This window comes from Paraburkholderia suaedae (assembly GCF_040812055.1).
GTDB lineage: Bacteria > Pseudomonadota > Gammaproteobacteria > Burkholderiales > Burkholderiaceae > Paraburkholderia.
Genome location: NZ_JBFOAH010000029.1, coordinates 1 through 13,624, shown reverse-complemented (window position 1 = coordinate 13,624; position 13,624 = coordinate 1). Strand labels below are relative to the sequence as shown.

Here is a 13,624-nt window from a genome sequence, read left to right as displayed (position 1 = left end):
TGGGGCCAAAGTACCTCTAAAGATTAGGCCAATAGGAAACGCGCTGCTCAACGATTTCGGCGCGGTGTTGCAGCGCCTGCCTGGGATGTCGGTCGCCGCAGCCATGCAACGGCACAGCGATGCCGGCCACGCAAATGACGACTATTGCAGACATAGACTCGTTCAGCCGATGCTTTGCACAGGTGTGCGTACTGTTGCCAAGGGAACGCCGAGGACGCGCCAAATTACCGCGGTAAGCGGCAGCGTCGCAATTCACGCCGCGCTTGGTGGCATTCCACTGCAAGAGTGACGCCACCCGCAACCCGACGCGCGAGACGTTGTGTCAAAACCTCATTTTCCGATCCTCACGCAGTCAACCTGGCGAGATTGGAGTATTGTCACTATCCGACGCATGCATTTTTGACTAGTATTTCACGGCTGCTTGCGTCTGCATTATCGCCTGACTCAACGCATTATCCGCAATATCGTTCTATTCAATTCGGCCGGAAAGATTTTGGTGGTGTAGTGCAGCGTTCCTGTCCGGGACGCTAGACAATTGTGACAACAGGAGAAAATGCATGAAGGCAATTCACGCAATCAAACTGGCAGGTACTGCACTTCTTATCTGCGGTTCTATTCAGGCCTACGCGCAGGCGAGCGACGCTGCCCCGGCTACCCCGGCAAGCACAACGTCGGGCGCGCGGCAGCACTACAAGTCGCTCAAAGCGGCGAACCGGGCGCTGCAACGCCAGGTGCGCTCGGCGTTGGTGAAGGACAGAAGCATCTCAATGGCCAATGTCACCATCCGTGCTCGCGATGGCGCCGTCACGTTGCAAGGCAGCGTGCCGGTGCAGGCTCAAAGCGACCGGGCCACCGAAGTGGCGAAGAGCGTTCCGGGAGTCACCTCCGTCAGAAACGCGCTTTCTATCCGTCCTGTTGGGACCTGAAGCCACGCAGGCGCAGTGCCGCACTTGCAACAGCCGACTGTTTCGGGCGCAGTGACGGCATCAGTGTGCCAACATGAAAAGCCGAGGCGCCAGCGCGTTTGCGCGTGCGGCTTAGGGGCCGCGCTCGTCCTTGCCCGCGCCTGAACGCCTTTGCTTCGCGTCGGCGACTACTTTGCCTGATATGAAGAGGATGGCGTACCGTTACGTCTGCTGCTTGACGCTACAGCGCATTCGTTCCGGTGCGCGCGTCTTCGCGTCTGGCTTTCCTGTCTCGATACACGGGTAGTCGCCAGCCGTAATAGAGCGCGAGAAGGCGAACGCCCACGCAAACCGCCGTCGCGACCCAAGGAGTCCACGCGGACATTGCGCCTATCTCCGCGGAGACGACGAACACCATCGCGCCGAGCAACGCCGCGGACGCGTAGATCTCTCGTTCGAGGATTGCCGGAACGCGCGACAGCAGCATGTCGCGAATGACCCCGCCACCCACCGCGCTGACCATGCCTAGGAGGATGGCCAGTTCGGCATTGTGCCCATACGTCATCGACTTTTGCGCGCCCGACACGGCAAATAGACCCAATCCAACGGCATCGAAAAACAGTACCGGAAACCGGAGTCGCCTGACTTTCGCGTAGGCGGCGATGGTGACCGCCGATGCGAGCATCGACGTGGCAAGGTACCGCCAGTCGGAGAGCGCGGCCGGGGGCGTCGCGCCGATGCAAACGTCGCGCACGATGCCACCGCCGCATGCGACCACGAACGCGACCGACAGGATGCCGAACAGGTCGAGTCTTCGCTGTCTTGCGGCCACCGCGCCGCTGATCGCGAATGCGAATGTGCCGACAAGGTCGAGTACCTGATAGACGATATGCGAGTTCACGTTATCTCGCCTTGCACGGCGAGCCACACGGAAGCCGCGCAAAGCAGCGCTTCGAGGCCGGTCCTCAGCGTGGGATGGAGCGTCGGTGCATACATCGGCGAATGATTGCTCGGGATCTGGTTGATCTTCTTCTCCGCTTTGGCTTTGGCATACACCTGCGCGTCAGTCCCGCCGACGATCCAGAAAACGTACGGCACACCCCATGTACGGCCGAATACGCTGAAGTCCTCGCTGGCGGCGGCCGGTTGCGTCTCGAAAGCGCGCTCACCGAACCATTGTTTGAACGCTTCGCCGATACGGCCCGATGCATGTTCGTCGTTGACGGTCAGCGGATAGCTGCTCAACGTCGTGAATTCGGGATCGCGCGGTGCACCGGACGCCACACACTCCGCGCAGCAGATGCGGCGAATCGCGCCCAGCATGTATTCGCGCACGTCCTCGTCGTAGGTGCGCACGTTGAGTTTGAGCGTGGCGTCGTCGGGAATGATGTTTTCTTTTGTGCCCGCCTGCAAAGCGCCGATCGTCAGCACGGCGCTGTCCAGCGGCGCTATTTCACGCGAGACGATGGTCTGCAACCGCATGGTTGTCGACGCGGCCATGATGACCGGATCGATCGACGTTTGCGGTTGCGATCCATGCGACCCGCGTCCGAATAGCTTGACCTTGAGGCTGTCGCCCGCCGACAGGATGGTGCCGGCGCGGTAGCCCACTGTGCCGGCAGCGCCCACCATCACGTGCTGTCCGAGGACGATGTCCGGCTTCGGAAAACGCTCCGCCATGCCGTCGTCCATCATGCTGCGCGCACCCCGTCCGACTTCTTCGCCCGGCTGAAAAACCACCAGAACGGTGCCCTTCCACGCGTTGCGATGTTGGGCCAGCAGTCGTGCCGCGCCGATCAACCATGTCACGTGGAGGTCATGGCCGCACGCATGGGCGACGCCGACTTCGACACCGTCTTCGTCTTTCGCCTTGACCCGGCTCGCGTACGGAAGGCCTGTCGCCTCGGTGACGGGCAGCGCGTCCATGTCGGCGCGCAGCATCACGGTCGCGCCTGCGCCGTTGCGCAGCACGCCCACCACACCGGTTTTGCCGACGTTCCTGGTGACCTCGTAGCCGAGCTTTTCGATGCGCTCGGCCACCATCGCAGCCGTGCGGAACTCCGCCATCGAAAGCTCCGGATGTTCGTGAAGATCCTGATAGATTGCTTCCAGCTCGGGCAACAGTGCTTCGATGTCACGGGCGGTGGTTTCGACTAGTGACGACATGTTCGGCTCCCGTCTTTGATGATGCGCAACAGTGCAAGATTAATCCTCTTTCCGCTGGGCAGGTGCGGGGGCAGGTACGGCGATAGCGGTTCGGTGTTTCGCCGATCATGGGAGGCTCGATAACCTGTGCGCGTCGGTCTAAAACCTACGACGTCTATCGAGGGACATCAGGCGTTGCGCGCGCGCTGATTTCGTTCAATCGACACGCAGTGAACTGGACAGGACCGGAATAGCACTCTCGGTCCCGCCAATTATAAAACAATGGTTGAAAGTTTCAACTATTTTAGCCGTGGCTGCCGCGCAGGCACGTTGCGTTATTATCATTATTGTGCGCGGCCGATCCTTTGTCTGGATCGCGTCGACATTAGACCGCATGGCCTCGAAGCCGCTTAGCGGCGCACGTTTCTGAAAAAAGGAGATTGCGATGGCTGAACTCGTAACATGCTTGTGGTTCGATGGTAGAGCGCGCGAGGCGGCGGAGTTCTATGCCGCCACGTTCCCCGACAGCCGGGTCGATGCAGCGCATGTCTCCCCCATACCGGGTATCGGGGCGGGTGCGGAACTGATGGTCGAGTTCAGCGTGCTCGGGCGGCGCTTCGTCGGGCTGAATGGCGGGCCCAACTTCAAGCCAGATCAGGCGGTCAGTTTCATGGTGCAGACGGACAGCCAGGAAGACACCGACCGATACTGGAATGCCATCGTCGGCAATGGCGGAGAGGAAGCGCCTTGCGGCTGGTGCAAGGACCGTTGGGGCTTCTCATGGCAGATCACGCCGAAGCGGCTGCTCGAACTCGTCAGCGGTGCCGATCGCGCCGCCGCAAGGCGGGCGATGGAGGCGATGATGAAAATGAAGAAGATCGAGATCGCCGTGATAGAGCGCGCAGCCGCAGCCGGGTGACATGAGTCGCCGACTACTTCCAACGAACAGGTAGAACCGTCGATTCAGGTTTCGCCTGAACCCGCGATCAACCCTTGCTGGCCTTCGCCAGCCACTTGTCCAGACCGATGCGGCCAATGCGCGCGTCGCCGAGCGGCACCAGCGACTGTTCCTCGACACGGCCACCGAAGTATCTTGCGTCGCGATCCGTCACGACCGGCCGTGGGTCGCCCACCGACTTCAGATAACGCGCGACGATGTCCGCGAACGGCGCACGTTCCGGGCCAGCGATTTCCACTATGCCGTTCACCGGGGGCTCAAGCGCGATCTGCGCGAGGATCGCCGAAACGTCGTCCGCCGCGATCGGCTGAAACAGTCCTTCGCCGACGCGCACGGTCCCACCGTCCGTACTGAAATCAGCGATACCGCCAATAAATTCCATGAACTGCGTCGCGCGCACGATCGTGTACGGCACGCCGGCCGCGTCGATCGACGCTTCCTGCGCGACCTTGGCATCGAAATATGCGTTCTCCTGAGTCCGGTCACATCCGACGATGGAAAGCGCGACGTGATGGCGTACCCCCGCGGCCACTTCAGCCTTGCCGAGGTTGCGCGCCGAGGTACGGAAAAAGTCGAGCACCGCTTGCGGCTCCCATGACGGCGCATTCGTCACATCCACTACGACGTCGGTTCCCGCGAGCGCCTGGCGCAGTCCCTCGCCGGTAACGGCATTCACCCCGCTACGTGGCGAGGCGGCGATGGCTTCATGGCCCGCCTCGCCAAGCAGCGCGACGACGCGTGACCCGATCAGGCCGGAACCGCCTATTACGACTATCTTCATGGCACATTCTCCAGACGAAAATTAACGAACGCGCGGGCGCGCCGGGCGGTGTGGTTTGCGTGAAAGTAGTCGCCGCCGAGCCATCGCGTGAGGTTATTGTGGAAGAGTCATCGTCTCGCACAGACGTTGCGCCTGTGTCTGGACGGGTGAGGTGCGCCGCAGGCATCGCGGCTTGGGCCGACTGCTTGACGCTGGCAGTCAACTGCGTCAGAGCAGCCGAGGCTATCGCAGGCCGGTTACGGGAAGCGTGACGCGTTGCAGCGCCGTCATCGGGCCTAGCCGTTCGATCACCTGCATCTGCGCCGCATCCCGCACGAACAATGAGCCGGCGAATCCCAATGCGTTGATCGATATGCCCTCTACACGCTCTTGCGATCTTGGCACGAGCAGCATCCATTCGCGTGTAGAGAGCAGGTTGTAGGGCGCCGATTGACGAAGTTCACCGCTGAGCTCAACAGGTTCGATATCGACCGCTTCGAGCAGTGCAAGGTAGCAGGCGAGGGCCGACTTCGCTGCATTCGCAGAACTCATCGTGCCAGTTTCGAAGCGCGCAAAAGCATGCTGGAATGGCAGGCCCGGTACGCGTTGCACCAGACCAGCGACGCGCGCGGACGAAAGAATGGGCTCGATAGGCACAGCCGGCTCAGACTCCCCGAGCGGCAGCGGCACGATTTGCAGATGCTTGTGCGCCTGGCTCGCGCCCGCGGCAGCGCCTGCATTGTAGAAGCCAATGCCGTCGAACTCGCCCATGCAGGTCATCAGCGACTCGAAATCAGCCAGATCGAGGAGCGCATCCTGTGGTTCGAAGTCGCGGGTAACGATCAGCAGATGATTGTCGATCACGTTGAACTTGTTGAGCAGAGCCACATGCGTCTCCGAGATGTCCGCGACAAAGAGCTCCGCTTCGTACGGAAGGAACGGATCGACGCAGCGGCGCGCTGCGCCACGAAGCTCTTGCGTTTGACCGCGCTGCGCCTCCTTGCGGCTCAGGCTCGACACCTGCCGCACGACAAAACGGATACCGCCGCTTTCGATCACCGCCTGGAACGTTTCGATCGGTTGTAGTGCGCCGCAGCGCAGTGCGTGGGCGGCCTGGCGCTGCATGGCAGGCCACAGGGTACCGGGGGCGAGGCGTCGCTTTTCCATGATTCGTCGAGAAGACGTGTGGGTCACCGGGCACGTTCATCGATCGCCGCGCGCACCGCGACGAAGCCCATCGAATGCTGGCTGCGATGTAGTACGACAGTCCACGGGCGAGGAAAGCCTGCGCGTGACAGCAGCTATAGCTTGTAACCGATCGTGCGCAACAAATCCTTGCGCCATTGCACCTCCTGCGCGTCTTCTACGCCAAGCGGCGAGAATCCGTCGATCACGCCGACAATGCCACGGCCCTGGTCGGTTTCCGCAATCAACACTTCCACCGGATTCGCTGTCGCACAGAAGATCCGGCATACCTCCGGCACGGCCTTGATCGCGTTGAGCACGTTGACCGGGTAAAAGCCGTCCCCCAGAAACACAAAGAAGCTGTGGCCCGCGGCGACGCTCATCGCGTTTTTGCAAGCCATCTCGATCAGGGACGCCTCGGTACCCGATTGGCGTACGAGGCGCTTGCCGGAAGCCTCGCAGAACGCCAGGCCGAACTTGATGCCGGGCACGGTGCCGACCAGTGCCTCGTGGATATCCTCGACGGATTTGATGAAATGGCTTTGCCCGAGGATGAAGTTAATGGCTTCGGGCTTGACGATCGGGACGGCGGACAATTGCATATCGGACCTCGCTTCGTTGCGACGGCGCACCGGTAAAGGCGAGCGGATCACCGGCGGTTGTCACTTCGACCGTTGTCGCGAGGCAGTCCACCGCTTTACCGCATCTTCTAGGCTAGTACTAACCGGCCGATAGAGGAAGCACCAGTCGACGGCAACGTGTCGATCATGGACAATCAGTCAGTTTTGCATTGATATGCGAAGCGTCATTTACTCAGGACCCTTAGGCGCGAGAAAACCCAATGCTGAGGACCTACGCGGGAAGTTGTCTGATAACGCGCTCTGCTCAAACGTTGGAAGTTACTGGCCGCCACAAAAGCGGCATACCGGCGACGCTAGCTACAGCCAGCGCCAAATACCGGCTGGCCAGCCCCCGAGCGGAATATGCGCCCAGCTCGCTGCAAGCCAGACGACAAGCCCGCCTAGCAGCGCGTGCAAGCCGAATCCGCCGAGCCGCGCGCGCCCGGCGGCGATCGCCGCGAACGGCAGGTAGCTCGTCTTCGATTCCCATGCGGGCCACAGCTGCGGCAGCAGCCGCTGCTTTTTGCGGTCCTGCAATGCGGCGCCGACAAGCGAAAGGACGACGATAGCTGCCGCAACGATGATATTGCGGGTCACCGGGTACACGGCGATATGGCACAGTCCCCAAAGCGCGAACGACCACATCATGGGGTGACGTGTGACTGCGTACACGCCGTGCGGTACTTCCGGGAAGGAAGCCGCCCGCCCGCCCGTGGGCAGCGCGGGGTTGCGGATCAGGGAGCCCATCAGGAGGATCGACGCGATCAGCATGAATGCAGTCGCAACCGCCCACAGCCCGTCGCCAACCGGCCATAGCGGCGCGGAAACGGGCGCTTTCCGGTAAGCCAGGACCAGCCAGCCGAACGTGAGGATCGCAACCAGCGAGTAGAGGCCCTGGAACCCCCGTTCGCCGATTGCGCGGACCAGACTCCTGCGCAGCGGATGTGACAGGAGAAAGTGGCTGCCCACGAAAGCGACTGCCGCCGCTACAACTGCACTGATGCTTCCCATTGGCCGGGCTCCTCGGGTCATGTCGTCGGCTGACTGTGCGCACCGGACAATAGTACCTCGCGTGCTCAAAAAGACCTGGAGCATCGCGCCGACCGATTCGCTGGCGGTCGGTGCGGCTGCGTGGATCCGTTAGCGCAACTAAATGCGCGCTCGGGGTCTTGTCATCGATGCGCCGTCCGCATGTCGGCCGATATCTTGCGTCTCAGGAACACCCAAGGCCATGCATCGGACGCACCTGTGTTCATCAAGTCCTCTTTCGCGGTTTCGCCGTGCGGTGGATAATCGGCTGATCATTAGCCGTGTGAGTCAATATGAATACAGGCGCGCGGCAAAATGTCAACTCCTCGTGAATCTATGACCCGATCCGCGCAAGGCAGTGTGCTGGAGCGCTTCCGCCGCTATCAACAGGTGTTGATGTTTGGCGGCGCAGCCGCAATCACGGTGGTTGTGCTGGCCGCGTTCGTCATCAACGCGGTGTCGATCGTGCGTGCTTACGTGGCGCTCGAGCATCAGGAAGTGTCGCTCAATGCAAGCGGTCTCTCGGACCTGTACACGCGCGACAGCGCCATTTTTCGCAATAACCTGCGGATCGTCGAAGTCGCATGGAGGACCGGCGAAAGGGCCGATCAATCCCTCGTCGATCAGTTCAGCGACAACGGTCAGATGCTTCGACTTCAGCAGGCGCCCGATCACGTGCCCGTGACCCTGATCGGTACAACTTTCGAAGTCCCGCCGCCCGTGGAGGTAAGCCGGTACATCCGGCTTGCCGAACAGGTCAGTCGCGCGTTGACGGCCATCGCCGAGCGAAATGCAGGCGTACTGAACTCGTGGTTGTACAGCCCCGATCATGCGCTGGTGACCATGGTCGCGGTGCCGTGGCCCGGTGACGCGCGGATGGACCAACTGCTCTCCGATCATGCAGCGTTCCTGGCCGCGCTTGCTGGCCCCGACGGTCATCTTCTTGCTCCGGACAGCGCGCCGGTACGCGATCCCCGCACCGGCGGGATTGCGCTGCGCTGGCTCCCCACCTACGAAAGTCCTTTCAGCGGCAAGCCTGCGATCCGGGTCGCAGCCACCGTGTTCGATGACAAGCACAAGCCGTTCGGCGTCGCCGTGTGCGAGTTGCCTGTGTCCTTTGTCACTGCCGCTCTGGGACAAACGCGCGTTGACGGCTCGCTACTGCTTTTCGCGCGCGATGGACGTGTAATCACATCGGCTGGCGGTGATCCGCTCGACCCGCAGGCGGTATCCGTTGCGCGCTCTTTGGGCATGGCGGGTATTTCCACCGCGACGGGCGCGGTCTTTCGCGACGGCCACATGCTGTTTGGCTGGCCAATCGGCGAGACGGGCGCAACGCTCGTATTCGTGGAGTCATGGCGCGGCATCGCGAGGGGAGTGAGCGGTCCTATTGGCGTGTCGGCCGCAACGACGGGCATGATCATCGCGGTGGTGTGGACGCTCATCCTGCTCTTCAATCGACGCGTCTTCCAGCCCGTTCTGGCGCGCTCGCAACGGGTTTTCGAAAGCGAGCACCTGAGCCGAACGCTGGTCGAGACGGCGCCGGTCGGACTGGGACTGATCGCGTTGCCGAGCGGCCAGCCGCTCCTGAGCAGCCCCACGATGACGGATAAGGTGGCCCAGATGCTCGTCGAGGCGCCACCCCTGTCGGCGGAACTGGTTCGCCGTCACCGGCAACGCGGTGGGTCAATCGGAGCGAAACAGGTGACTCGCGAGGAACTCACGCTGCCGATGCGTGAAGGTGGAACGATGGACCTCTCGGTGAGCGTCGTACCGGCGCGCTACCAGGGGCAGGACGTGCTGGTGACGGCGTTCACGGACGTGACCGCGGAAAAGACCCTGGAGCGGCAACTGCGCGAGGCGAAGCAATCGGCCGACTCGGCCAACGCGGCCAAATCGGCGTTCCTCGCGGCGATCAGCCACGAGATCCGTACGCCGCTGAACGCGATCCTGGGGAATCTGGAACTGCTGTCGCACTCGCCGCTCGATGCGCTGCAGCGCGATCGGGTGAAGACTATCCGCGGCGCCTCGGACGGGCTCCTCGCGATCGTCAGCGACGTGCTGGACTTCTCGAAGATCGAGGCCGGTGAAATGACGCTGGAGCGCATTGCGTTCGATGCGCAGGAGGTGGCCTCGCGGGCGCTGACCATGTTCGGGCCGGTGGCGCGGGCCAAAGGCTTGCGGTTGTCGGGCGAGTTCGGCACTTCGGCGAGCCAGCCCATGCAGGGCGATCCCACCCGGCTCGCGCAGGTGATGAACAACCTGCTGTCGAACGCCGTCAAATTTACGGAGCATGGCGGGGTCACGTTGCGGCTGTCGGCGCAAGCATGCACCAACCGTGGCGACGAGCGCGACGATCGGGCCGGCTGGCTCTTGATCGAAGTGGAAGACAGCGGCATCGGGATGTCGCCCGAGCAGCGGGGGAGGCTCTTCCAGGCGTTCAGCCAGGCCGATGCGACGATCAGCCGGCGCTTTGGCGGCACAGGTCTGGGACTCGCGCTATGCGCGCGGCTGACGGATGCGATGGGCGGAACGATCGCGGTGCGCAGTGAGCCGGGCAAAGGCAGCGCCTTTACGGTGCGGGTGCCGCTCTCGGACGGTGAAGCCACGGCTGCGCCGGATAGGCCGCATTTCTCCGGCGAACTCGTGCTGTTCGTCGCAGATGCGCACGCATGGCATGCGTATGCGGTGACGGCGCTGAGGGCGTGGAACCTCAGGGTGCAGGCGTACCGGCACCCGGCGCAAGTCGATGCAGAGACGCTGGAAGAGGCGGACACGCTGATCGTCTGCGGCGAGCGCGGGACCTGGCATGCGGACGATGAGCGGGAGCTGCTCTCAGAGTCCTCGTGGATGATCGATTGCAGCCCGGACGGTCCGGCTGATCCGGTTGCGACGGGACGGGTGGTGAAAGTGTCGAGCTATGGCCTGAAGGGGCTGGCGGCCGCGCTACGTTACACGTTGCAGGGTCAGCCGCTCGCAGTGGGTAACGAGACCCAGCGGGTGCTGGCGCGCCCGTTGAAGGTGCTGGTGGCAGAAGACAACGCGGTGAACCGGCAACTGTTCCAGGAGCAGCTGAAGCTGCTGGGTTGCGAACCACAGGCAGCGGAAGATGGTCGGCAAGCGCTGGAATGGCTGTCGCGGGAACGTTTCGACGTCCTCGTGACGGACCTGGCAATGCCGGTGCTGGACGGCTACGAGCTTGCGCGCGCGGCCCAGGCACGCTGGCCGGAGATGCCGATCGTCGCCGCGACCGCGAGTGCGACGCTGGAGGAGCGAACGCGGTGCGAAGCGGCCGGGATAGCGCGGGTGGTGACCAAGCCGCTGCAGTTGGCTGAGTTCTCGGCGACGCTGTCGGCAGTGACCGGGGTGCCGGGCATGCCGGTGGAAACCGCCGCGCAGCACGACAAGCAGGATGGCGTGCTCGGCGGCCAAGCGGTCCCGGCGCAGATGCGAGAGACGTTCCTGAAATCGTGCGAGGCGTCGCTGGCAGTGCTCCATGCAGCCTGCGACGCCGCTGACGGCGCCCGGATACTCGGGGAGTTGCACTCGCTGCGGGGGGCGCTGGCCGTGTTCGGCTACGACGCGCTCGCAGCGCAGTGTGCTGAAATGCAAACGACGATATCGAACGAGGGTGTTCGACGGGCGCAGAACCTGATTGATGTCTTCGACGCTCATCTGCGTGCAGCGATCGCGCCTGATTCCCGCAATGTGCGTCAAGTGCTGGCGCGAATCCTCGAGCTTGCCGAGCGGCCGGAACCGGGCGACGGACTGCTCGAGATCGCCCGTCTCGTGCGTAGGGCGCTGCCGCCAGCCGATCAAGGCACGGTGGAGAATGCGACGAGCGACGATGGTTTGTTTCGTTGAAGGGTTAGCGTCGGCAACGGAAAGGACACTTGCCTCACGTGAAGACATCAGGACATCGGAAGAAAACGGTGGCTAGCCGTCGATTCAATGCCGTGGAAGTGGACCTTGTATAGATGACCCCCGCGACTCGGCCGTGTCCGAACGAATCGCCGGCCGCACGTGGGTCAGACGTTTGCGGACTCGCCAGCGTCGGAATCAGGAGCCGTTCTTTCTGACTGACCCATGGAAGCAGCAAAGCCGATTTCATACGCAAACCTGAACAGCTCGGCATCTCGCTCGATGCCGAGCTTGCGCATCGCGGTCCTTTTTTGGGCGCTTACTGTCTGCTTGGTCCGGTTCAACTGCGCGGCTATTTCGGTGATCGTCACGCCGGACACATAGAGGCGCACGACCTCCGCTTCCCGACTCGAGAGCGCGGACACGCTTTTGCTGGAGAACTGCGCGGGGGAGGCCACTTCGTCATGCTCGCGCGTGGTGGGCGAAAAATAGATCGCGCCGGCATGCACGGCATGGATCGCCGTGATCAGACGGCCGATGTCCTTTGCCTTGTTCAGCACGGAATGAATGCCGATCTTGCGCATTTCGGCAGCAATGGCCATGTTGTCGATGGTCGTGAAAACGACAATTTTCAGGTCGGGGTGGCGGCGCCGCAAGAACGACAGCATGGCCATGCCGTCACCGTATTCACCGCCAGGCATCGAATAGTCGGTGACGAGAATGTCGCAAGGTACCCACGACAGCAGGTCGACCAGTTCTGTCGAGTCGCGGGCCGTTCCAACTACGTTGAGCGTGTGGATTCGCGACAATTCATGCTTCACACCGGCGATCAATGCCGGATGGTCGTCAGCAAGTATCAGGTTGATTCTCATGGTGCCTTCGATCGGTTGACTGGCTTATCGAGTATGTCCCGAAGAGCATTCAATGTAGTGCCGACGATGAGACACTTGTTTCGTATTGACCAGATTTAATGCCAAACCCTCTCTGACCAGTCTGAAAGTCGGGCGTAATCAACTATGGCGAACGCTAGTTGCCAGCCGACTCGATAGGACGCGGCGATGCCGGAACCACGCAGCGCACTTCACATGTGACTAACGGAAAAAGAAATGCCGTTCAGTCGCTCGACTGAACGGCACTGCGGCACGAGCCCACGATTTCGCTAAGGCATCTATCTGGATGCTGACGTGTTCGACGCCGAAGACCGCTCATTGAAGTAGCTTCGTAGGGTCCGTCGCGATTTCTATCCCGGTTTCGTACGCAAACCGAAATAAATCGGCGTCACGATCTATACCGAGTTTTCGCATTGCCCGGGTCTTCTGGGAACTGATGGTCTGTTTCGTGCGATGCAGACGCTCGGCGATCTCATTGATCGACATGCCGGACACAAAAAGCCGGACGACTTCCATCTCGCGCGGGCTCAGATTCCGGGCCTCTTTGCCGGCGTTGACGGACGTGTGCGGAAGCGCGCCTTCCGGCGCGCGCGAGGTCGCGCGAAAGTATGTCGCGCCGGCATACACAGCGTGAACCGCCGAAATCAGGTGACTGGTGTCGTGGGATTTTCCCAATACCGCATGCACACCAAGCTTTGCGATCTCCTGGGCAAGGGCGGGGTTTTCTATCGTCGTGAAGACGATGATCTTGAGCTGCGGATAGGTTCGCCGCAGATAGGCCAGCAGCGTCATGCCGTCTCCGTACTCTCCGCCGGGCATGGCGTAGTCGGTGATGAGGACCTCGCAGATGTGCTTGTCCAGCAGTTTGATGAGTTCGCCAGAATCTACAGCAGTACCGACCACATCCAACGTGGGAAGTGCGGCCAGTCCGTGTTTGATGCCTGACAGTACAGCCGGATGATCGTCGGCAAGTATGACGCGGATCTTCATGTTGCTCATGCAGACCTCGGCAGAATGAAGGTGAACAGGATACGTCCCAGCTTGCAAATTAACTTCAAAAGAGTTATCTGAAAAACTATCAAAAACTTAAGCCGATTCGCGAAAGAAATAGGCTAAATCATGACTAGTCTGAAAATATTTGCATCATATCTAGGGAAGGTCTGCAAAAGTCCTGGCGTCGACGTACGGGTGGACTATCCTGGGAGATAGGAAAGTTTAGGGGTATCTTCGATGACGCAACTTGGTCTTGGTCTGGATCTGTCAACGAAACG

General features: G+C 61.6%; 11 protein-coding genes. 3 read left to right on the top strand and 8 right to left on the bottom strand.

Going from position 1 to position 13,624, the window contains the following annotated elements; genetic code table 11:
- Positions 1-557 precede the first annotated feature (557 nt).
- On the top strand, positions 558-926 hold the full coding sequence (locus ABQJ48_RS30145) for a BON domain-containing protein (protein ID WP_367841613.1): 369 nt from the start codon (positions 558-560) through the stop codon (positions 924-926).
- 220 nt (positions 927-1,146) lie between these two features.
- Here ABQJ48_RS30145 and ABQJ48_RS30140 read toward each other — a convergent pair whose 3' ends face one another.
- Entirely contained in the window at positions 1,147-1,806 is a 660-nt protein-coding gene (locus ABQJ48_RS30140; protein WP_367841612.1) for a trimeric intracellular cation channel family protein, read from the bottom strand.
- Positions 1,803-3,071: a M20 family metallopeptidase gene (locus ABQJ48_RS30135; RefSeq protein WP_367841611.1), complete on the bottom strand. Its 1,269-nt coding sequence runs from the start codon at positions 3,069-3,071 to the stop codon at positions 1,803-1,805. The genes ABQJ48_RS30140 and ABQJ48_RS30135 overlap by 4 nt, the downstream gene beginning before the upstream one ends.
- A gap of 424 nt (positions 3,072-3,495) precedes the next feature.
- Here ABQJ48_RS30135 and ABQJ48_RS30130 point away from each other — a divergent pair, with 424 nt between their 5' ends.
- Positions 3,496-3,969, top strand: coding sequence for a VOC family protein (locus ABQJ48_RS30130; protein ID WP_367841610.1), 474 nt, complete (start codon positions 3,496-3,498; stop codon positions 3,967-3,969).
- Positions 3,970-4,036: 67 nt separating this feature from the next.
- On the opposite strand, the gene ABQJ48_RS30125 is transcribed toward ABQJ48_RS30130, so the two are convergent.
- The 4 genes from ABQJ48_RS30125 to ABQJ48_RS30110 form a co-directional block, all read right to left on the bottom strand.
- Positions 4,037-4,789 carry an SDR family oxidoreductase gene (locus ABQJ48_RS30125; RefSeq protein ID WP_367841609.1) on the bottom strand — a complete coding sequence of 251 codons (753 nt, stop codon included), beginning with the start codon at positions 4,787-4,789 and terminating at the stop codon, positions 4,037-4,039.
- Between the two features lie 222 nt (positions 4,790-5,011).
- A complete protein-coding gene (locus ABQJ48_RS30120) occupies positions 5,012-5,935 on the bottom strand; it encodes an ATP adenylyltransferase family protein (protein WP_367841608.1) in 924 nt (307 codons plus the stop codon).
- A gap of 134 nt (positions 5,936-6,069) precedes the next feature.
- Positions 6,070-6,555: an adenosine-specific kinase gene (locus tag ABQJ48_RS30115; RefSeq protein ID WP_367841607.1), complete on the bottom strand. Its 486-nt coding sequence runs from the start codon at positions 6,553-6,555 to the stop codon at positions 6,070-6,072.
- 336 nt (positions 6,556-6,891) lie between these two features.
- Entirely contained in the window at positions 6,892-7,584 is a 693-nt protein-coding gene (locus ABQJ48_RS30110; RefSeq protein WP_367841606.1) for an NnrU family protein, read from the bottom strand.
- Between the two features lie 354 nt (positions 7,585-7,938).
- Here ABQJ48_RS30110 and ABQJ48_RS30105 point away from each other — a divergent pair, with 354 nt between their 5' ends.
- Complete coding sequence (locus ABQJ48_RS30105) at positions 7,939-11,466, top strand: ATP-binding protein (protein WP_367841605.1); 3,528 nt, start codon at positions 7,939-7,941, stop codon at positions 11,464-11,466.
- Between the two features lie 164 nt (positions 11,467-11,630).
- Here ABQJ48_RS30105 and ABQJ48_RS30100 read toward each other — a convergent pair whose 3' ends face one another.
- A complete protein-coding gene (locus ABQJ48_RS30100; protein ID WP_367841604.1) occupies positions 11,631-12,335 on the bottom strand; it encodes a response regulator in 705 nt (234 codons plus the stop codon).
- Between the two features lie 333 nt (positions 12,336-12,668).
- Positions 12,669-13,352, bottom strand: a complete 684-nt coding sequence (locus ABQJ48_RS30095) for a response regulator (protein ID WP_367841603.1) — start codon at positions 13,350-13,352, stop codon at positions 12,669-12,671.
- Positions 13,353-13,624: the final 272 nt, after the last annotated feature.